We start from the raw sequence: 20,044 nt of genomic DNA on the forward strand, positions 1-20,044 counted from the left end.
CTGGTTCTTCCCCACGGAGCATGATCATTATCCCTTGGGGGTGGTGACGGTCACGCCGCGTGCGGGGGCGCTCTGGTGGTGGAGGCGGTCCAGTGCGGTGACGTAGTAGGTGTAGGTGCGGCCGGGTTCGGCGGACGGGTCGATGATGCCGCCGCCGCGGACGCCGGCGACGAGGTGCGCGGGGTCGACGGGCGCGCAGGCGGCGCGTTCGCCGTCCACGCGGTAGACGGCGTAGACGGCGGCGCCCTCGGACGGCCGCCAGGTGACCTTCACGCCGTCGTCGCCGTGCGGGGCGGCGGTGGTGTCCTGGACGGGCGGGGGCGCCTTGCCTCCGGCGGCGGCGGGCCGCAGGGCGGGGCGGGCGTAGTGGTCGTCGCGGAGCCGCTGGGCGAATCCGCGGCGGTTCTCGGCGATGTCGGAGGCGCTGAAGAACACGTCGCCGTCCACCTGCGGGTATCTGGCGTTGAGGGTGAGGTGGCGCGACAGTTCGGCGGGGTCCTTCCAGGCGGAGTCGGCGCCGACGCGGTAGGCGCCCTGCCCGATGGTCAGGTGCACGTCGGTGCCCTCGACCTGCCGGGCCCACCAGGCGACGAGTTCGGCGTAGTCGGCGCGGGGGTCGCCGATGGGCCAGTACAGCTGGGGGGTGACGTAGTCGAGCCACCCCTTGGTGATCCATTTGCGGGTGTCGGCGTAGATGTCGTCGTAGCTCTGCAGGGCGCGGGTGCCGGATCCGGCGGGGTCGCTGGACTTGTTGCGCCACACCCCGAACGGGCTGATGCCGAACCGCACCCACGGCTTGGCCTGGTGGATGCGGCGGGACAGGTCCTCGACGAGGAGGTCGACGTTGCGGCGCCGCCAGTCGTCCTTGTCCATGCCGCCGCCGTGGGCCTTGTAGGTGGCCTGGTCGGGGAACTCGCCGTCCTCGGGGTAGGGGTAGAAGTAGTCGTCGAAGTGGACGGCGTCGATGTCGTACTTGCCGACGACGTCCATGACGGCCTTGGTGGCCAGTTCCCGCACCTGCGGGATGCCCGGGTCGTACCACAGGCCGTCGCCGTACTCGCGGACCCATTCGGGGTGCTGCCGCGCGGGGCTCTTGGGCGACAGTTTCCTCAGGTCGTCGTCGCGGGAGACGCGGTAGGGGTTGAACCAGGCGTGGAACTCCAGGTTGCGGGCGTGCGCCTCCTTGAGCATGAACGCCAGGACGTCGTAGCCGGGGTCCTTGCCCTGCGTCCCGGTGATCCACTGCGACCACGGCTCGAGGGGCGAGTCGTAGAACGCGTCGGAATTGGGGCGGATCTGCACGAACACCGCGTTCATGTTCATCTGCCGGGCGGTGTCCAGCAGCCGGGTGAACCGCTTCTTCTGCTCGGCGGCGGAGTCGCCGGTGTCCTTGGGCCAGTCGATGCCGCCGACGGTGGCGATCCACATGCCGCGCAGCTGCCGCCCCTTGCCGCCGTCCGGTGCGGGCACGCCGGCGCATTCGGCGTCGGCGCCGGCGGGGACGGGTGCGCGGGCGGCGTCGCCGCGTTCGTCGGTGCCGCCGAGGGCGGGGATGCCGCAGCCGGCCAGCGCCCCCGCCGACATCGCCGCCGTGAGTGCCGCCGCCGCAATTCGGATCTTGGATCGCCACATAGCGCGCCCATTCTCACCCACGCGACGGGATGCTGCGTACGAAACGACGCGCAGGACCAGGTCGGCGTCGTAGTCGCCGCCGAGTTCGGCGCGGTACGGCAGGGGCGCCGCGGTGGGCAGGGCGCGCAGGCACTCGTCGAGGGCGGCTCCTACGCCGACGAGGGTGACGTGCTCACCTCGGCCGGGGAGGCGGCGACGCCGGCCGCGCGCCCGCCCGCGCGGCTAGGTGTACTCGGCGTCGAGTTCGACGGGTTCGGCGATGACGTCGACCATGGCGCCGTTGCGCAGCACGGTGATGGGCAGGGGACGCCCGATCGCCTCGGCGAACATGAGCTTCTGCAGGGACTGGGCGTGCGCGACCGGGTTCCCGCCGGCGGTCAGGACCAGGTCGCCGCGGCGCAGCCCCGCCCGGTCGGCGGGGCTGGCGGGCACGACCTCGGCGACGCGCAGCGCCGCGTCCTGCCCGGTGCGGGCCCGCAGCGCCGCCGGGACGGGGACGGGCGCGGCGGCCAGGCCGAGGAACGCGCGGCGGACGCGGCCGTCGCGGATGAGGGCGCCGATGATGCGGCGGGTGATGGCGTTGATGGGGACGGCCAGGCCGAGGCCGATCCCGGCGACGGCGGTGCTGACGCCGACGACGCGGCCGTGGGCGTCGGCGAGCGCGCCGCCGGAGTTGCCCGGGTTGAGGGCGGCGTCGGTCTGGATGACGTCCTCGATGACGCGGACGGCGGTCCCGTTGCGGGTGGGCTGCGAGGCGGGCAGGGACCGGCCCAGGGCCGACACCACCCCGGCGGTGACCGATCCGGTGAGGCCGAGGGGGTTGCCGACGGCGACGACGAGCTGCCCGACGACCAGGGCGTCGCTGTCGCCGAGGGTGACCGGATCGGGGACGGGGCCGTCGGCGCGGACGACGGCCAGGTCCGACAGGGGGTCGGTGCCGACGACGGTGAACGCGCCGGCCGCGCCGCCGGCGAACGCGGCCTGCCCGCCGGCCGCGGCCCCGACGACGTGGGCGTTGGTGATCAGGAACCCGTCGCCGGTGAACGCCACGGCCGATCCGCTGCCCTCACCGCGGCGGTGCCGCACGCGCAGCGCGGCCACGCGCGGGGTCAGCTCGCGGGCGACGGCGGACACGACACGGGAGTAGGCGTCCAGCGGCGGACCGCCGTCCTGGGGGTCGGGGATCATCGCACCTCCCGGATGATTACATCGTTACACGGTAACCACCGAAGGAGAAGAGGTGTTCCCGCCGCGCCCGGCCAGGCGCCGCCGCCGGGGGGCTCAGCGCAGGGTGGACAGGCCGCCGTCGACGTGGACGACCTGGCCGGTGACATAGGACGCGCGGTCCGACATCAGGAACACCGCCACGTCGGCGACCTCCCACGCGGTCCCCTGCCGCCGCATCGGGATCAGCCCGGCGGCACGGTCGCGGCCCTCGTTGCCCGCCGACGCGGCACGACCCATCACGGTGTCGATGAGGCCGGGCGCCACGACGTTGGCGCGCACACCGCGCGGCGCGCCCTCGGCCGCGATGTGCCGCACCAGCCCCGCCAGGCCCGCCTTGGACGCGTCATAGGACGGCGACCGCGACCCCGGCTTCGTCCCCGCCAGCGACCCGATGAACACCATCGCCGCGCCCGCCTCCAGCGCCGGCATCGCCGCCTTCCCGACCAGGAACGGGGCCCGCAGGTTGACGTGCAGGACACGGTCCCAGTCGGCCAGCGCCGTGCCCGCCAGCCCGTACCCGGCACCGATCCCGGCGTTGAACACCACCCCGTCCAGCCCCCCGAGCCCCTCGGCCGCCTGCGTCACCACCCGGTCGCACGACACGGGGTCGGTGACGTCGGCGACCACGACGCACGCGTCCCCGCCCCCGTCGGCGATCATCGCGGCGGTCCGCCCGGCGGCGCCGGCGTCGACGTCGGCGCACGCGACCCGGGCGCCCTCCCGCGCCGCCGTGATCGCGATGGCACGGCCGTTGCCGACCGGCGCCGACGGATCGTCGCTGGGACTCGTCCCCGCGCCGACGACCAGGATGCGGCGCCCCGGCAGCAGGCCACCGGACGAGGGAGAATCGGGCATGACCGGCACCGTAGCCGACACCCCCCGCACCCGCCCAGACCCAAGATCGGCGACGCGGCACGGCGGCCCCGCGGCGGCGGCTAGGGTGCGGGCATGGGCAGCGCCGCGGGGACGACCGGTGAACCGGTGGTGATCGAACGCGCCGACGGCGCCGGAGGCGAACTGGTGCTGCGCCGCGCAGGCGCCCACTACGAGATCATCAGCAACGGCGTGTTCCTCATGGACACCCGCGGCGGCGCGTCCGAACGGCTCCTGGTCCGCGCCGCGGCCGACGGCCTGGACGGCCCGGCGCGGCTGCTCATCGGCGGCCTCGGCGTCGGGTTCTCCCTCGCCGAGGCCCTCACCCTCCCCGGCATCGCACACGTCACCGTCGTCGAACGCGAACCCAAGGTGATCGCCTGGCACGCCGCCGAACTGCGGCCCTGGTCGCGCGGCGCCCTCGACGACCCCCGCGTCACCGTCGAACACGCCGACCTGCTCGACTACCTCGCCTCCCCCCGCGGCGGCCGGTTCGACGCACTGTGCCTGGACATCGACAACGGCCCCGACTGGACGGTCACACCCGGCAACGCCCGCCTGTACGCCCCCGCCGGCCTGGACCTGATCACCGGGCGCCTCACCCCGCGCGGCACCCTCGCAGTGTGGAGCGCGAACGCGGCACCGGCGTTCGAGACGCTGCTGCGCAGCCGGTTCACCCGCGTCCGGGCCCGGCCCGTCCCCGTCCCGCGCGGCGAACCCGACATCGTCTACCTCGCGTCCGGGCCCCGCCCCGCCGCGCCCTGACACCACCGGCCCGTCCCCGGCCCGCACCACCGGCCCGCACCACCGCGCCCCCGTTCCGGCCCGTTCGGTGACCCGGCTGAACCGAACCGTAAACCCCATTCGCTAGGTTTCGGGCTGACAACACCTATTTGGGAGGATCTGTGGCTACTGCCCACGCAGCCCAGCGGCGCCCCGCCGTCCTGGGCGACCTGCTGCCCGGTTCCCTGGCCCGCGACGCCGCCCTCGTCGCCGGCGCCGCCGCGTTCGTCGGCGCCGCCGCGCAACTCGCGATGCCGCTGCCCGGCACACCGGTCCCGGTCACCGGGCAGACCTTCGCGGTCCTGCTGTCCGGCGCCGCGCTCGGCTTCGGCCGCGCCGGCCTCGCCATGATCGTCTACCTGCTGGCCGGGATGGCGGGCGTGCCCTGGTTCACCGACGCCGGATCCGGCACCGGCGCCCCGACCCTCGGCTACGTCATCGGATTCGCCGCCGCCGCGGCCGCCGTCGGCGCCCTCGCACAGCGCGGCGGCGACCGCACCCCCCTGCGCACCATCGCCACGATGCTCGCCGGAACCGCCATCATGTACGCCGCCGGCGTCCCCTACCTCATGGCGTCCCTGCACATCGACCTCGGCCGCGCCCTCGACCTCGGCGTCACCCCCTTCCTGGCCGGCGACGCACTGAAGGTCCTCCTGGCGGCGGGCCTGCTGCCCGCCGCGTGGAAACTCACCGGAGCAGCCCGCGGCCGCTGACCCGCACCCCCCCCCGCCCATGCCCGCCCGACCCGCACCCGCGCCCCGCGCATGCCCCGGGAACGGGCGGGCATGGGCACACCGGACCGCCACCCCGCCAAGCCGACGAGCGCAGGCAGCCGCCAGCCGCGCACCACCGGGCACGGCCCGTGTGGCGCACACCTCACGCACACCCCCGCCCCGCCCGTTTGAACAGGTTCAAATCTGTCGTACAGTGGCATGCGTGAAGCTCGCCGTGACAGCACCGGACCGCCTGTCCGTCCGCACCGTCCCGGTCCCCGACCCGGGCGACCTCATCGCGCGGCTTCCCCACCCCGCCGCACTGGCCTGGATCCGCCACGGCGAAGGCATCGTCGGCTGGGGCGAAGCCGCCCGCCTCACCCTCCCCGGCGGAACCGACCGCTTCGCCGCCGCCGAACACCACCTCCGCGAACTGTTCGCCGCCGCCGCCGTCGACGACCCCATCGCCCTCCCCGGCACCGGCCCCGTCGCCTTCGGCTCCTTCGGATTCGACCCAAAATCCCCCGACTCCACCCTCATCATCCCCCGCCGCATCCTCGGCCGCCGCAACGGCACCGCATGGCTCACCACCATCGGCGGCGACACCGACCCCCACACCCACACCAACCCCCCGCACACCCCCGCCCACCTCCAATGGACCGACGGCGCACTCCCCGAACACGCCTGGAAGAACACCGTCGCCGCCGCCGTCCACCGCATCAGGCAAGGCCACCTCGGCAAAGTCGTCCTCGCACGCGACCTCAACGCCCGCGCCGACACCCCCATCGACGCCCGCACCCTCCTGCACCGCCTCGCCACCCGCTTCCCCGGCTGCTACACCTTCTCCTGCGCCGGCCTCGTCGGCGCCACCCCCGAACTCCTCATCCGCCGCACCGGCGAACACATCGAATCCCTCGTCCTGGCCGGCACCACCGCCCGCGGCACCGGCCCCGCCGACGACCACGCCCGCGCCCAGCACCTGTTCACCTCCGCCAAAGACCGCGAAGAACACCGCTACGCCGCAGACATGGTCCGCGACGCCCTCACCCCCCTCTGCGCCGACCTCACCATCCCCACCGAACCCGAACTGCTCACCCTGCCCAACCTCACCCACCTCGCCTCACCCGTCCGCGGACACCTCGACACCGACCGCTCCGTCCTCGACGTCGTCGCCGCCCTCCACCCCACCCCCGCCGTCTGCGGCACCCCCACCGACATCGCCATGGACCTCATCCGCGAACTCGAAGGCATGGACCGCGGCCGCTACGCCGGCCCCGTCGGCTGGGTCGACGCCCGCGGCGACGGCGAATGGGGCATCGCCCTGCGCTGCGCCGAAATCGACGGCACCCGCGCACGCCTGTTCGCCGGCTGCGGCATCGTCGCCGACTCCGACCCCGACGCCGAACTCGCCGAAGCCCGCACCAAATTCCGCGCCATGCAGTACGCCCTCCACGGCTGACCCGCCCCCGAACTGCGACGATCACACACCGCACCCGGCGACACAAACCCGGCGTACCCCATGTACGGTCATGGACGACCACGCAACACACAGACGGAGGACGAAGCACCGTGGACGTCGAACGGACCGCTTTGCCCGGCATCGGCCTACAGCACGTCATGACCACCGCACGCGGCCGCCAACTCGGCGTCATCTCCCACCGCACCGGCCGACGCGACCTGGTCATCTACGACAAAGAAGACCCCGACAGCTGCATCGCCACCGTCGCGCTGTCCGGCGACGAAGCCAGCGCCATCGCCGAACTCCTCGGCACCGGCCGCATCATCGAACACCTCGCCGAACTCCACCGCCAGGTCGAAGGCCTCGTCACCGAACAAATCCCCATCGCAGGCGGATCCCCCTACGACGGACGCCCCCTCGGCGACACCCGCTCCCGCACCCGCACCGGCGCCTCCATCGTCGCCGTCGTCCGCGAAGGCAAGGTCATCGCCAGCCCCCGCCCCGACTTCACCTTCACCGCCGGAGACATCGTCGTCGTCGTAGGAACAGGCGAAGGAACCGCCGCGGTCGCCCAAATCCTCGCCAACGGCTGACCCCCGCATGCAGTCGGCCGTTCAACTCATCGAACTCGGCGCGATCATCCTGGCCCTCGGCCTCCTCGGCGCCGTGTCCGTCCGCTTCTCCATCTCCCCCATCCCCCTCTACCTCATCGCCGGCCTCGCCTTCGGCTCCGGCGGCATCCTCCCCCTCACCGACAGCGAAGAATTCGTCTCCATCGGCGCCGAAGTCGGCGTCATCCTCCTGCTGTTCACCCTCGGTCTCGAATACACCGCCGACGAACTCGTCGGCACACTGCGCACCTCCGCACCCGTCGGCCTCGCCGACCTCGCCCTCAACGCCACCCCCGGCGTCGCCGCCGCACTCCTGCTCGGCTGGGGACCCGTCGCCGCCGTCGCCATGGGCGGCATCACCTACGTCACCTCCTCCGGCATCACCGCCAAAGTCATCGGCGACCTCGGCTGGCTCGGCAACAAGGAAACACCCGCCGTCCTGTCCATCCTCGTCTTCGAAGACCTCGCCATGGCCGCCTACCTCCCCATCCTCACCGCCCTCCTCGCCGGCGCCGGACTCCTCGGCGGCGCCGCCGCACTCGGCATCGCCGCCGCCACCATCACCGCCATCCTCTACATCGCACTCCGCCACGGAACCCTCGTCCAGCGCTTCGTCGCCTCCCCCAGCGAAGAAGTCCTCCTCCTCAAAGTCCTCGGCCTCACACTCCTCGTCGCCGGCATCGCACAACAACTCCAGGTCTCAGCCGCCGTCGGAGCCTTCCTCGTCGGCATCGCCCTGTCCGGCACCCTCGCCCACACCGCCCAGAAACTCCTCGCACCCCTACGCGACCTCTTCGCAGCCGTCTTCTTCGTCTTCTTCGGCCTCCACACCGACCCCGGCGACCTGCCACCCGTCCTCGGCATCGCCGCCGCCCTCGCCCTCATCGGCATCCTCACCAAAATGGGCAGCGGCTGGATCGCCGCACGCCACGCCCGCGTCGCCATCACCGGACGCCTCCGCGCCGGAGCCGCCCTCGTCCCCCGCGGCGAATTCAACATCGTCATCGCCGGCCTCGCCGTCAGCGCCGGCATCAGCGCCGACCTCGGCCCCCTCGCCGCCGCCTACGTCCTCATCCTCGCCGTCGCCGGCCCCGTCATCGCCCGCGGCACCGAACCCCTCGCCGGCCGCCTCCGCACCCGCCGCGCCCAACGCCGCGCCCCCCAGACCGACGACGACGTACCGGTCCCCACCCTCCGCCACACCGACGAAGAACACCACACCGCCGACGCCGTCTGAACCCCGCCCCGGCCGCCCTCACCCACCCGGCACAGGCGGCTGGCACCCCGGACACCAGAACAGATTCCGCGCCGCCAGCTCCACCACCCGCACCTCGGCCCCGCACACCAGACACGGCTGCCCCGCCCGCCGGTACACGTACACCTCACCGCCATGACCGTCCACCCGCGGCGGCCGCCCCATCGCCTCCGGCGTATGCTCCGCACGCACCGTGTCGATCCGGCCGTCCCGCACCCCGTCGGCCATCAACACCACCAGATCCGCCCAGATACCCGCCCACTGCTCCCGCGTCAGCCGACGCCCCGGCGACCGCGGATCGATCCCCTGCCGGAACAGCACCTCAGCCCGGTAGATGTTCCCCGGACCCGCCACCACCGACTGATCCATCAACAACACCGCGACCGGCGTCCGCGCACGACTCACCCGCCGCCACGCCACCTCCGGATCGGCGTCCCCACGCAGCGGATCAGGCCCCAGCCGGTCACGCAGCAGCTTCACCTCACCCGGATCCAGCAGCTCACACCTGCTCGGCCCACGCAGATCCGCGAACCCGCCGGCACCCGCCAACCTCAGCCGCACCGCCCCCACCGGCTCCGGCACCGGCAACGCCCCGAACACGAACCGCCCATAAATGCCCAGATGAACATGCAACGTACGCTCATCATCGAACCCCAGCAGCAAATGCTTGCCGTGCGCATCCGCCACCACCAGAACACGCCCGTCCAACCACGCCGCCCCATCGGCGAAACGGCCCTGCGGACTGGTCGCGGCAACACGACGGCCGCCGAACATCCGCTGATGCTCGGCGGCCAGACGATGAACGGTATGTCCCTCCGGCATGGCCGGAGCATAACCCGCCCCTACCGCAGCGGCTCCCCCACCTCACGCATGTGCCCCAGAGCCTGCCGGTACGACGCCACCAGACCCGTCTCCACGTAAGCGACACCCACATCCGCGCAATGCTCACGCACCAGCGGCCGCACACGCCGCAGATTGCACCGCGGCATGCTCGGGAACAGATGATGCTCGATCTGATAGTTCAACCCGCCCATGAACCAGTCGGTGAACAACCCACCCCGCACATTCCGCGACGTGAGAACCTGCCGCCGCAGATGATCCCACCGCTCCCCCGGCTCCGGCATCGCCATGCCCTTGTGATTCGGCGCGAACACAGCCCCCAGATGCACACCGAACAACGCATGCTGCACCGCGACCAGCACCAGCGCCTGCGCCGCAGGCAGCAACGTGAACGCCAGCGCCAGATACCCCACGGCATGAGCGACCAGCAGCCCACCCTCGACCAGCTGATCACGCCGCCGCCGGCCCCGCAGGAACAGCAGGCTCCCGACCTTCAGATTCAGACCCTCCAGCGTCAGCAGCGGGAAGAACAGCACCGCCTGATGCCGCGCCACCCACCGCAGCACACCCCGCTGCCGCCGCGCCTGCTCATCGGTCCACGCCAGGATCCCCTCCCCCACATCAGGGTCCTTCCCGACATGATTGGGGTTGGCGTGATGCCGGTTGTGCTTGTCGCTCCACCACCCGTGCCCCATCCCGAGCAGCAGATTGCCCAGCAGCAACCCCAGCCACCGGTTCCCCCGCGCACTGCGGGCGATCTGCCGGTGCCCCGCGTCATGGCCGAGGAACCCGGTCCGGGCCGCCAGAACGGCCAGCGGAACACCCAGCAGAACCGTCCACCACCCGTCCCCCGCCCAGGCCACCGCGCCCCAGACCGCGGCCGTAGCGGCCAGGTTCAGCCCGATGGCCCGCACGTAGTACCCGGGACGGCGGTCCAGCAACCCGCTCTCACGGACACGCCGCGCCAGCGGCGCGAAGTCACTGCCGGCCGCCCGGCCCGGCGAAACGGGCGGAACAGGCGGGGCGTTCAGGGCTGAGGGCATGAAGGCTCCAATCACCGAACAGGGGGGACGACTCCCTCCAAAGCTACGGAGTGTGACACCGGTCGGTAACCCGCCACGGAGCCATCCACCGCCTGGCTCCCAGGTCCCGGTTACCTCCCCGGACCGGTAGAGCTACCTCCCCGCCACGCCCCCAAACCGAACAGGACCCTCGGCAAAAGACCGGGCACCGCGGCCATATAGGCTCACAGTTCATGGACGACGGAACGCGGTGGATCGAACTGGACGGCGCGGTCAACGCCCGTGACCTCGGCGGGCTGCCCACCGCCGACGGGCGGACCACACGACGCGCGCGGGTGCTGCGCTCGGACAACCTCCAGGCCCTCTCCGTCGCCGACGTGCGGCTCCTCCTCGACGACTACGGCCTCAAGAACGTCATCGACCTGCGCAGCGACGCCGAGGTGCACCTCGAAGGCGCCGGGCCGCTGGTACGGGTACCGTCGGTGACCGTCCACCAGCTGTCGCTGTTCCCCGAGGGCGGACGCCACACCGACGTCGCCGCCGACACCGCCGACCCCGGCGCCGTGGACGTGAACCGGGTCCTGCCCTGGCAGGAACGTTCCGCCGGCGGCACCGAAACCGACCGCCCGGCCGGTCACTACCTCGGCTACCTCAACGACCGCGGCGACTCCATCGTCTCCGCCCTCCGCGTCATGACGCGCACCGACGGGGCCGCGCTCGTGCACTGCGCCGCGGGCAAGGACCGCACCGGCGTCGTGTGCGCCCTCGCCCTGGAGGTCGCGGGGGTCACCCGCGAGGCGATCGTCGCCGACTACGCCCAGACCGGCGAACGGCTGGAGGCCGTACTGCGCCGCCTGCGCGCCAGCGACACCTACGCCGCCGACCTCGACTCGCGCCCCGCCGACTCCCACCGCCCCCACGCGGCGATCATGGAGAAACTCCTCGCCCGGGTCGACGAGCAGTTCGGCGGGACCCTCGGATGGCTGTCCGGGCACGGCTGGACCACCGATGACACCGACGCGCTCCGCACCCGCCTCCTGGGCTGAGCCCCAGCGACGACTGAGGTTCTCGTCGTTGGAGTTGTCTTTTAGAAGATTGAGGTGAACGTCTCCGCCCGCCGCCTTTACGTTGTAAATTGAAAGGTGAAACGTTCAGGCGGCCGGCGGTTTCCGGGGACGCCGGTCAGGCAAGGGCCTCGCGGACGGCGGCGTGGGCGGCCTTGCGCATCTCGGCGTGCAGCGCGGCGTTCGCGTTCCGGTCCGTCCGGGCCTCCACGATCCGCAGCCCCTCCCCCGCCAGCGTCTTCGGCACCTCCGCGGCGGCCTCCAGACGCCGGTACGGGACACCGTGCGCCGCGGCGACCGCCTCCAGGTCCACCCGGTGGGGGGTGCCGAAGACCCGCTCGAACGGATCGGCCAGCGCCGCCTGCGGCAGCAGCGAGAAGATCCCGCCGCCCTGGTTGTTCACCACGATGATCGTCAGGTCGGGGCGCGGGTCCTGCGGACCGAGGATCAGCCCGTTCTGGTCGTGCAGGAACGCCAGATCGCCGAGCAGCGCGAACGAGCGGCCGCCATGCGCCAGCGCCGCGCCGATCGCCGTCGACACCAGCCCGTCGATGCCGCTCGCACCCCGGTTCGCCAGGATCCGGATACCGCGCCGCGGCCGCATCACCTGGTCCAGATCCCGGATCGGCATGCTCGCCGCCGCCAGCAGCAGCGACCCGCCCGGCAGCGCCGCGACCAGGTCGCGCGCCAGCCGCGGCTCGCTCACCTCCGGCACCGAGTCCAGCACCCCGTCCACCGCCGCGGCCGCGGCCAGATCCGCCGCACGCCACGACTTCAGCCACGCGTCGTCACCCGACACCACCGGGATCTCCACCTCCGGCGCCACCTGCGTCGCCGACCGGACCGGATCGGGCCAGTGCGCCAGATCCGGCGCCAGGACGATGTGCTCCTCGGCGCGGCGCAGCAGCGACAGCAGCGGACGCGACAATCCCGGCTTGCCCAGCGTCACCACCACCTCCGGGCGGTGCCGCTCCACGAACTCCGGGACGCCCAGCAGGAAATGATGCGACGACAGCGCGTGGTCGCCGTAGCGGGCGTTGCCCTGCGGCTCGGCCAGCACGGGCCACCCGGCCATCGACGCCGCCGCCACGTACCGCTTCACGTTGGACGCGCCGTCCCCCACCACCAGCACGCCGCGGCGCGTCGGCGGGACGTGCAGCACCGACCCCGGCGTCGCCGGGCGCACCTTCGTCCACGCACCCGTCGCGTCACCGTCGAGGGGCTCGCACCACGACTCGTCACCGTCGGGGATCAGCGGCTCCCGGAACGCGGCGTTCAGATGCACCGGACCCGGCACCGGAGCCCGCGACAGCCCCCACGCGCGGCTCACCAGCGACCGCCAGTACGCCACCATGCCCGGACGGTTCTCCGGGACACCGATCTCAGTGCACCACCGCACCGCCGTCCCGTACAGCTTCACCTGGTCGATCGTCTGGTTCGCGCCGGTGTCGCGCAGCTCCGGCGGACGATCCGCGGTGATCACGATCAGCGGCACCCCCGACTCGTGCGCCTCGATCACCGCCGGATGGAAGTTCGCCGCCGCCGTCCCCGACGTGCACACCAGCGCCACCGGCCGCCCCGACCGCTTCGCCAGCCCGAGGCCGAGGAACGACGCCGACCGCTCGTCGATCCGCACATGCAGCCGCACCCGGTCCGCCTCCGCCGCGGCGTGCAGCGCCAGCGCCAGCGGCGCCGAACGCGACCCCGGCGCCACGACCGCGTCCGTCATCCCGCCGCGCAGCAGCTCGTCGACCAGGACGGTCGCCAGCGCCGTCGCCGGGTTCACGGCGCCGCCCCGATCACCGCGGGCCCGCCCAGATGCGCCTGAGCCTCGGCGGCACGGTCCCGCCACCCCGGACCGGCGACCTCCCACCGGCGCAGCGCCTCCTCGTCCACCACCGGCCGCCGCACCCCGATCTCGCCCTCCACCGGCCACAGCGGATCACCGACGACGTCCCCCTCCAGCAGCGACAGCGTCCCCAGCCCGCACGCGTACGGCAAATCCGGCAGCGCGGCCGCCAGCGCCACCCCCGCCGCCAGCCCCACCGACGTCTCCACCGCGCTCGACACCACCACCGGCAGCCCGCACGCCTCCGCGACCCGCAGCGCCGCGGCGACACCGCCCAGCGGCTGCACCTTCAGCACCGCCACGTCGGCGGCGCCCGCCGCCCGCACCTTCAGCGGGTCCTCGGCGCGGCGGATCGACTCGTCCGCCGCGACCGGCACGTCCACGCGGCGCCGCACCAGCGCCAGCTCCTCCAGCGTCGCGCAGGGCTGCTCGACGTACTCCAACTCCCACCGGTCCAGCGACCGGATCATCCGCGCGGCGTGCTCGACGTCCCACCCGCCGTTGACGTCCACCCGCACCCGCCCGTCCGGGCCGATCGCGTCGCGGACGGCCTCCACCCGCGCCAGATCGTCGGCGTCGGCCTGGCCGCGCTCGGCGACCTTCACCTTCGCGGTGCGGCACCCGGACGCCTTCGTCATCTCGAACGCCCGCTCCGGCCCCACCGCCGGGATCGTCACGTTCACCGGGATCCGGTCCCGGACCGGGGCCGGCCAGCCCTCGTGGGCCGCCTCGCGGGCGGCGGCGAGCCACCGCGCGCACTCGGCCGCACCGTACTCGGGGAACGGCGAGAACTCCGCCCATCCGGCGGGGCCCTGGATCAGCACGCCCTCGCGCCGCGTGACACCGCGGAACCGCGTCCGCATCGGGATGGAGTAGACCCGCACCCACCGACCCCCTGACCTGCCCGTCCAATCACGGTATTCCGGATCACACCGCGCGTTCGGACATTTAGTAGTACCACGGGTAGCGGGACCAGTCGGGATCCCGCTTCTCCAGGAACGAGTCCCGCCCCTCGGCGGCCTCGTCGGTGCCGTAGGCCAGCCGCGTCGCCTCCCCGGCGAACACCTGCTGCCCGACCAGACCATCGTCGACCAGGTTGAACGCGTACTTCAGCATCCGCTGCGCCGTCGGGCTCTTGCCGTTGACCTTCCGCGCCCACTCCAGCGCCGTCGCCTCCAGCTCCGCGTGCGGGACCACCGCGTTGACCATGCCCATCCGGTGCGCGGCCTCCGCGTCGTAGGCGTCGCCGAGGAAGAAGATCTCACGGGCGAACTTCTGCCCGACCTGCCGCGCCAGGTACGCCGACCCGAAACCGCCGTCGAAGCTCGCCACGTCCGCGTCGGTCTGCTTGAACCTGGCGTGCTCACGGCTCGCGAGGGTCAGGTCGCACACCACGTGCAGGCTGTGCCCGCCTCCCGCCGCCCAGCCGGGCACCACGCAGATGACGACCTTGCCCATGAACCGGATCAGCCGCTGCACCTCCAGGATGTGCAGCCGCCCCGCCCGGGCCGGGTCGATCGTCTCCGACGTCTCCCCCTCGGCGTACCTGTAGCCGTCCCTTCCCCGGATCCGCTGGTCGCCGCCGGAGCAGAACGACCACCCGCCGTCCTTGGGCGACGGCCCGTTCCCCGTCAGCAGCACGCACCCGATATCGCTGGACATGCGCGCGTGGTCCAGCGCCCGGTACAGCTCGTCCACCGTGTGGGGACGGAAGGCGTTGCGCACCTCGGGACGGTTGAACGCCACCCGGACGGTGCCGTGGCCGGCGGCCCGGTGGTAGGTGATGTCGGTGAAGCCGAACCCCTCGACCTCTTTCCAGGCGTCCGCGTCGAACAGCTCCGAGACCATGTCTTCCTCTCCGCTAAGGCGACCGCGGCGGCCCGGGCCGCGGCGGTCGTCCCATTCAACCCGCCTTGGATTCGAACACGTTCAGCGGGGTCGTCTACGCTGATGAGATCATGGATCGCCCTCTGCACGCCGCCGTCCTGCCCCCCGGCCCCCGCCTGCTGCGGGCCCTCGCCGACGCGCTCGGCGGCGGCCCGGCGATCTGCCCCCTCTCCCCCGACCTGCCCCGGCCGGCGCTGCGGGCCCTCCTGGACGCCCTGGCCCCCGACGCGATCGAGACGCCGGACGGGCTCGTCCCCCATACACCCGCCGGCGGGCACGTCCCCGCCGCGGAAGGCACCGCGGTGCTGATCGCCACATCCGGCTCCACGGGCGCGCCCAAGTTCGTCGAGCTACCCGCCGCCGCGCTGCGGCATTCCGCCGAGGGCACCCTCACCCGCATCGGGGCCGCGTCCGGCGACCGGTGGCTGTGCTGCGTGCCCACCAGCCACATCTCCGGCGTCCAGGTCCTGGTCCGCTCCCTCGTCGCCGGGACCGACCCGATCATCACGCCGCGCTTCGATCCCGCCGCCGTGGCCGCGGCGGCGGGCGCGCACGTCTCGCTCGTGCCGACCCAGCTGCGCCGCCTGCTGGACGCCGGGACCGACCTGTCGCGGCTCGGCGCGATCGTCCTCGGCGGCGCCGCCGCGGCGCCCGGCCTGCTCGCGGAGGCCCGCGGCCGCGGCGCCCGCGTCTTCACCACCTACGGGATGAGCGAGACCTGCGGCGGCTGCGTCTACGACGGGACGCCCCTGCCCGGTATGCGCGCCGCCGTCGGGGACGACGGGCGGATCCGGCTCGCGGGCCCGTCCCTGTTCACCGGCTACCGGCTGCGGCCGGACGACACCGCCGAGGTCAGGGACGGCGAATGGTTCGTCACCCGGGACCTCGGCGCCATGGAGGACGGCCTGCTCCGGGTCCGCGGCCGGCTCGACGACGTGATCAACACCGGCGGGGAGAAGGTCGTCGCCGGGGAGGTCGCCGCCGCGCTGTCGCGCCACCCGAAGATCCGCGACGTCGTGGTGGTCGGGCGCCCCGACCCCGAGTGGGGCGAGCGGGTCACCGCCGTCGTCGTCCCCGGCACGTCCGGCACACCGGACCTGGCCGAACTGCGCGCCTTCGTCCGCGAGACGATGCCCGGGTACGCGGCGCCGCGCGAGCTGGAGCTGGTGGAGGCCATTCCGCTGCTGGCGTCCGGCAAGCCCGACCGGGCTCGTCTCCGCTCCCCCGCCCGCTGATATCCGGTGGCCTTTGATATCCGGTGGCCTTCGTCACGCTGCCACGACCCGCAGCCTTTACGCAGTAAGGTAGGTCCCGGGTCGTGTTCGCCCGTGTGAGGCGGCCCTTCCCGGGCACCACACCCCTCCGGATCGCTCCTCCACGATCCGCCGGGAACCGGACGCCGGGAACAATGGCCCGGCCGTGCGACGTTCCGGTAAGTGCGTGCGCCACCAGCGAACAACAATCCGCGCCGCACTCACACACCGAAGGGAGAGGGGTGCCCCATGCCGCGAAGCGCCGTCGAGACCCCGCTCACGGAGTCGGCGGGCCCCGCGCTCGACGACCTCCTCCAGCGTGGCCGCGCCCAAGGGCGCCTCTCGCTCGACGAGGTGAGGGGGGCCTTCGAAACGGCCGGCATCAGCCCGGCCCAGGGCCGTTCCATCCTGCGCGAGCTGTCCGAGGCCGGCATCAGCCTGGCGGGCGAGTCCGACACCGTCCGCAAGATGGCCGCGGCCGCCGAGCACGACGGAGGGGACACCGCCCAGGCGACGCCGGGCGCCGCCAAGCGCGCCTCCCGCAAGAAGTCCGCCGTCCCTGCCGCCAAGGCCGCCGGGACCGGCGCGGTCAACGGCACCGGCAAGAGCGCCGCCACCGGGGACGCCCCCGACGGGGGGTTCGAGGTCACCGAGGTCGAGACCGAGCCCACCGACCTGGACGACCAGTCGACGACCATGGGCGATTCGGTCCACACCTACCTCAAGGCCATCGGGCGCCGGCAGCTGCTCACCGCCGAGCAGGAGGTCGACCTCGCCAAGCGCATCGAGGCCGGCCTGTACGCCGAGCACAAGCTGGAGACCGAGAACCTCGGCCCCCGGCGGCGCGCCGACCTGGAATGGGTCGCCGCCGACGGCCGCCGCGCCAAGGCCCACATGCTGGAGGCCAATCTCCGGCTCGTGGTGTCGGTCGCCAAGAAGTACTCCGACCGCGGCCTGTCGCTGCTGGACGTCGTGCAGGAGGGCAACCTCGGCCTGATCCGCGCCGTGGAGAAGTTCGACTACTCCAAGGGCTACAAGTTCTCCACGTACGCGATGTGGTGGATCCGGCAGGCCATACAGCGCGGCTTCGCCGACTCGGCCCGCACCATCCGGCTGCCCGTCCACGTCCTGGAGATGCTGAGCAAGCTCAGCCGCGTCGAGCGCGACATGCACCAGCGGCTGGGCCGCGAGCCCACCCCGGAGGAGCTGGCCGTCGAGCTGGACAAGAGCCCCGAGCAGATCCGCGAGCTGCTGCGCACCAGCCGCCAGCCGATCAGCCTGGACTCCACCATCGGCGAGGACGGCGAGACCCGCATCGGCGACCTCATCGAGGACACCGACAGCCCGGAGGCGTCCGAGCTGGTCGACCGGCAGCTGATGGCCGACCAGCTGCGCCGCACGCTCGACATCCTGTCCCCCCGCGAGGCCAAGATCATGGCGATGCGGTTCGGGCTGTACGACGGGACGCCCCGCACCCTCGACGAGATCGGCAAGGCCCTCGGGCTGACCCGCGAGCGGATCCGCCAGCTGGAGAAGGAGTCGCTGTCGAAGCTGCGGCACCCCAGCAACGCCCGCCCGCTGCTGGACTACGCCGTCTGACCCGCGCGGAACGCACCGGGGCCCGCCGGACCGGCCATGGTCCGGCGGGCCGTCCGGTGGTCAGTCGGAGTGGCGGAACTCCAGGATCGCCACGCCCATCAGCCCGACGCCCATGCCGACGACGATGACGAGCTCCAGCCAGACCGGGACGACCCAGCCGTTCCACGTGACGCCCGGGTTGAACGCCCGCTGCAGCGCCGGCGACAGGTCCAGGCGGGCGAACACCGCCTGGCGCATCGGGTCGACGGCGTAGGTGAGCGGGTTCAGCCGCGTGAGGACGCTCAGCCACGTGGGCAGGCCGTTCAGCGGGTACAGGGCGCCCGACAGGAACATCATCGGCATCATCGCCATCTGCATGAGGGCGAAGAACGACTGCATCTGCTTGATCCGCGCGGCCATCATCACGCCGAAGCCGGTGAGCGCGAACGCCCCGAGGAACATCAGGCCGATCAGCTCGGCCAGCAGCAGCGGATCGTAGGGGACCCCGGCCAGGCCCGCGAGCGCCACGATCACCACGCCCTGCAGCGTCGCCACGAGCGCGCCGCCGATGCACTTGCCGATCACGATGGCGCTGCGGCTGACGGGGGCGACGAGCATCTCGCGCAGGAACCCGAACTCGCGGTCCCACACGATGGACCCGGCGGAGAACATCGCGGTGAACATCACCGACATCGCGCACACGCCCGGGAACAGGAACGTCTTCAGGTCGATGTCGCCGTCGGCGCCCCCGCTGGCCATCAGGTTGGACAGGCCGGTGCCCATGACCAGCAGCCACAGCACCGGCTGGACCAGCCCGGAGACCATCCGCAGCTTGTCCCGCCAGAACCGGAGCAGCTCCCGGTGCAGAACGATCTTCACGGCGCGCACGTCCTGCCGGAGACCCGGCTCGGGCACCCGGACGCGGGCGACGTCGGCGACCGGCCCGGCCGCCCTGGTGGAACCCGCCATCGTCATCTCCTCATCGCGCGCATCGTCATCCGGTTGCGGTCGCTCGACCCGGCCTCGGCGTCGCGGATCGTCGAGCCGGTGAAGGACATGAACACATCGTCCAGGGACGGCCGGGACACGCTCACCGACCGGATCGGGACACCGAGCCCGGCGAACAGCCGCGGCACGAACTCCTCGCCGGAGGCCACCCGGAACGTCACGGCGCCCTCGGACATGACCGCCTCCAGATCGAACCGCTCCTTGATCGCGGCGATCGCGGCCTCGTCGTCGGCGGTCTGGATGCGGACGCGGTCCTCGCCGACGCCGGCCTTGAGCGCCTCGGGGGTGTCCAGCGCGACGATCGTCCCCGAATCCATGATCGCGATGCGGTCGCAGTACTCCGCCTCGTCCATGTAGTGCGTCGTCATGAAGATCGTGATCTCTTCGGCCTCCTTGAGCTGCCGGATGTAGTCCCAGATCGACGACCGCGTCTGGGGGTCGAGGCCGACGGTCGGCTCGTCCAGGAACAGCACCCGCGGCGAGTGCAGCAGCCCCCGGGCGATCTCCAGGCGGCGCTTCATGCCGCCGGAGTAGTTCTGCACCAGGTCACCGCGCCGGTCCCACAGCCCGACCATCTCCAGCACCTGCCGCATGCGCTCGCCCATGACCGCCCGCGGCACCCCGTACAGCTCGGCGTGGAAGCGCAGGTTCTGCTCCCCCGACAGGTAGCCGTCGAGCGTGGGGTCCTGGAACACCAGCCCGATATTGCGGCGCACGCTGTCGCGCTCGCGCAGCACGTCGTGCCCGGCCACCAGGGCGCGGCCGCCGCTGGGCTTCAGCAGCGTGCAGAGCATGTTGATCGTGGTGGACTTGCCCGCGCCGTTCGGGCCGAGGAACCCGAAGATCTCCCCCGCCCGGACGGTGAACTCGATCCCCCGCACCGCCTCCACGTCGCCGAACCGTCTGGTCAGGCCGTCGACCTCGACGGCCGGGTCCCCGTCCGGCATCGGGCCTCCTTCCGCATCGGAACAGACCCATATTCTGGGCCAT

Annotated in this window: 18 protein-coding genes; 8 read left to right on the forward strand and 10 right to left on the reverse strand. The window is 72.7% G+C overall.

What is annotated here, in order from left to right:
• Window positions 1–27: 27 nt before the first annotated feature.
• The 3 genes from ACGFIS_RS25235 to ACGFIS_RS25245 form a co-directional block, all read right to left on the reverse strand.
• Window positions 28–1,632: a glycoside hydrolase family 10 protein gene (locus tag ACGFIS_RS25235; protein ID WP_392972753.1), complete on the reverse strand. Its 1,605-nt coding sequence runs from the start codon at window positions 1,630–1,632 to the stop codon at window positions 28–30.
• Between the two features lie 222 nt (window positions 1,633–1,854).
• Window positions 1,855–2,820 carry a S1C family serine protease gene (locus ACGFIS_RS25240; RefSeq protein ID WP_392972755.1) on the reverse strand — a complete coding sequence of 322 codons (966 nt, stop codon included), beginning with the start codon at window positions 2,818–2,820 and terminating at the stop codon, window positions 1,855–1,857.
• A gap of 93 nt (window positions 2,821–2,913) precedes the next feature.
• Entirely contained in the window at window positions 2,914–3,714 is an 801-nt protein-coding gene (locus tag ACGFIS_RS25245; RefSeq protein ID WP_392906545.1) for an SDR family NAD(P)-dependent oxidoreductase, read from the reverse strand.
• Window positions 3,715–3,807: 93 nt separating this feature from the next.
• Between ACGFIS_RS25245 and ACGFIS_RS25250 the strand changes: the two genes are divergently transcribed.
• The 5 genes from ACGFIS_RS25250 (at window position 3,808) to ACGFIS_RS25270 (ending at window position 8,535) form a co-directional block, all read left to right on the forward strand.
• Window positions 3,808–4,497, forward strand: a complete 690-nt coding sequence (locus ACGFIS_RS25250; protein ID WP_392906547.1) for a spermidine synthase — start codon at window positions 3,808–3,810, stop codon at window positions 4,495–4,497.
• A gap of 140 nt (window positions 4,498–4,637) precedes the next feature.
• Window positions 4,638–5,228 carry a biotin transporter BioY gene (locus ACGFIS_RS25255; RefSeq protein ID WP_392906548.1) on the forward strand — a complete coding sequence of 197 codons (591 nt, stop codon included), beginning with the start codon at window positions 4,638–4,640 and terminating at the stop codon, window positions 5,226–5,228.
• A gap of 223 nt (window positions 5,229–5,451) precedes the next feature.
• Entirely contained in the window at window positions 5,452–6,687 is a 1,236-nt protein-coding gene (locus ACGFIS_RS25260; RefSeq protein ID WP_392972757.1) for an isochorismate synthase MenF, read from the forward strand.
• Between the two features lie 110 nt (window positions 6,688–6,797).
• A complete protein-coding gene (locus ACGFIS_RS25265) occupies window positions 6,798–7,280 on the forward strand; it encodes a cation:proton antiporter regulatory subunit (protein WP_392906550.1) in 483 nt (160 codons plus the stop codon).
• A 7-nt stretch (window positions 7,281–7,287) separates the two neighbouring features.
• Complete coding sequence (locus ACGFIS_RS25270; RefSeq protein ID WP_392906551.1) at window positions 7,288–8,535, forward strand: cation:proton antiporter; 1,248 nt, start codon at window positions 7,288–7,290, stop codon at window positions 8,533–8,535.
• 18 nt (window positions 8,536–8,553) lie between these two features.
• On the opposite strand, the gene ACGFIS_RS25275 is transcribed toward ACGFIS_RS25270, so the two are convergent.
• Together ACGFIS_RS25275 and ACGFIS_RS25280 are read right to left on the reverse strand one after the other, a co-directional pair.
• On the reverse strand, window positions 8,554–9,375 hold the full coding sequence (locus tag ACGFIS_RS25275; protein WP_392906552.1) for an Fpg/Nei family DNA glycosylase: 822 nt from the start codon (window positions 9,373–9,375) through the stop codon (window positions 8,554–8,556).
• 20 nt (window positions 9,376–9,395) lie between these two features.
• A complete protein-coding gene (locus ACGFIS_RS25280) occupies window positions 9,396–10,436 on the reverse strand; it encodes a fatty acid desaturase family protein (protein WP_392906553.1) in 1,041 nt (346 codons plus the stop codon).
• A gap of 212 nt (window positions 10,437–10,648) precedes the next feature.
• On the opposite strand from ACGFIS_RS25280, the gene ACGFIS_RS25285 reads away from it, so the two are divergent.
• Complete coding sequence (locus ACGFIS_RS25285; protein WP_392906554.1) at window positions 10,649–11,461, forward strand: tyrosine-protein phosphatase; 813 nt, start codon at window positions 10,649–10,651, stop codon at window positions 11,459–11,461.
• Window positions 11,462–11,597: 136 nt separating this feature from the next.
• Here the strand turns inward: ACGFIS_RS25285 and menD are convergent, their stop codons facing one another.
• From menD to ACGFIS_RS25300, 3 genes are all read right to left on the reverse strand, one after another.
• Complete coding sequence (gene menD / locus ACGFIS_RS25290; protein WP_392972759.1) at window positions 11,598–13,265, reverse strand: 2-succinyl-5-enolpyruvyl-6-hydroxy-3-cyclohexene-1-carboxylic-acid synthase; 1,668 nt, start codon at window positions 13,263–13,265, stop codon at window positions 11,598–11,600.
• A complete protein-coding gene (locus ACGFIS_RS25295; protein WP_392906556.1) occupies window positions 13,262–14,212 on the reverse strand; it encodes an o-succinylbenzoate synthase in 951 nt (316 codons plus the stop codon). The genes menD and ACGFIS_RS25295 overlap by 4 nt, the downstream gene beginning before the upstream one ends.
• Before the next feature lie 64 nt (window positions 14,213–14,276).
• On the reverse strand, window positions 14,277–15,176 hold the full coding sequence (locus tag ACGFIS_RS25300; protein ID WP_392972761.1) for a 1,4-dihydroxy-2-naphthoyl-CoA synthase: 900 nt from the start codon (window positions 15,174–15,176) through the stop codon (window positions 14,277–14,279).
• A 110-nt stretch (window positions 15,177–15,286) separates the two neighbouring features.
• Here ACGFIS_RS25300 and ACGFIS_RS25305 point away from each other — a divergent pair, with 110 nt between their 5' ends.
• Window positions 15,287–16,450 (forward strand): AMP-binding protein, encoded by a 1,164-nt coding sequence (locus ACGFIS_RS25305; protein ID WP_392906560.1) that lies wholly within the window; start codon window positions 15,287–15,289, stop codon window positions 16,448–16,450.
• A 267-nt stretch (window positions 16,451–16,717) separates the two neighbouring features.
• Window positions 16,718–18,067, forward strand: a complete 1,350-nt coding sequence (locus ACGFIS_RS25310; RefSeq protein ID WP_392906561.1) for an RNA polymerase sigma factor — start codon at window positions 16,718–16,720, stop codon at window positions 18,065–18,067.
• Between the two features lie 60 nt (window positions 18,068–18,127).
• Here the strand turns inward: ACGFIS_RS25310 and ACGFIS_RS25315 are convergent, their stop codons facing one another.
• The gene (locus ACGFIS_RS25315; protein ID WP_392972763.1) at window positions 18,128–19,015 is read right to left on the reverse strand and encodes an ABC transporter permease; all 888 of its coding nucleotides are present in this window, start codon (window positions 19,013–19,015) and stop codon (window positions 18,128–18,130) included.
• Between the two features lie 2 nt (window positions 19,016–19,017).
• Window positions 19,018–20,001: an ATP-binding cassette domain-containing protein gene (locus ACGFIS_RS25320; RefSeq protein WP_392906565.1), complete on the reverse strand. Its 984-nt coding sequence runs from the start codon at window positions 19,999–20,001 to the stop codon at window positions 19,018–19,020.
• Between the last annotated feature and the right edge of the window lie 43 nt (window positions 20,002–20,044).

It is taken from the genome of Spirillospora sp. NPDC048824, from assembly GCF_043198455.1.
In the GTDB taxonomy this organism is placed as follows: Bacteria; Actinomycetota; Actinomycetes; order Streptosporangiales; family Streptosporangiaceae; genus Spirillospora.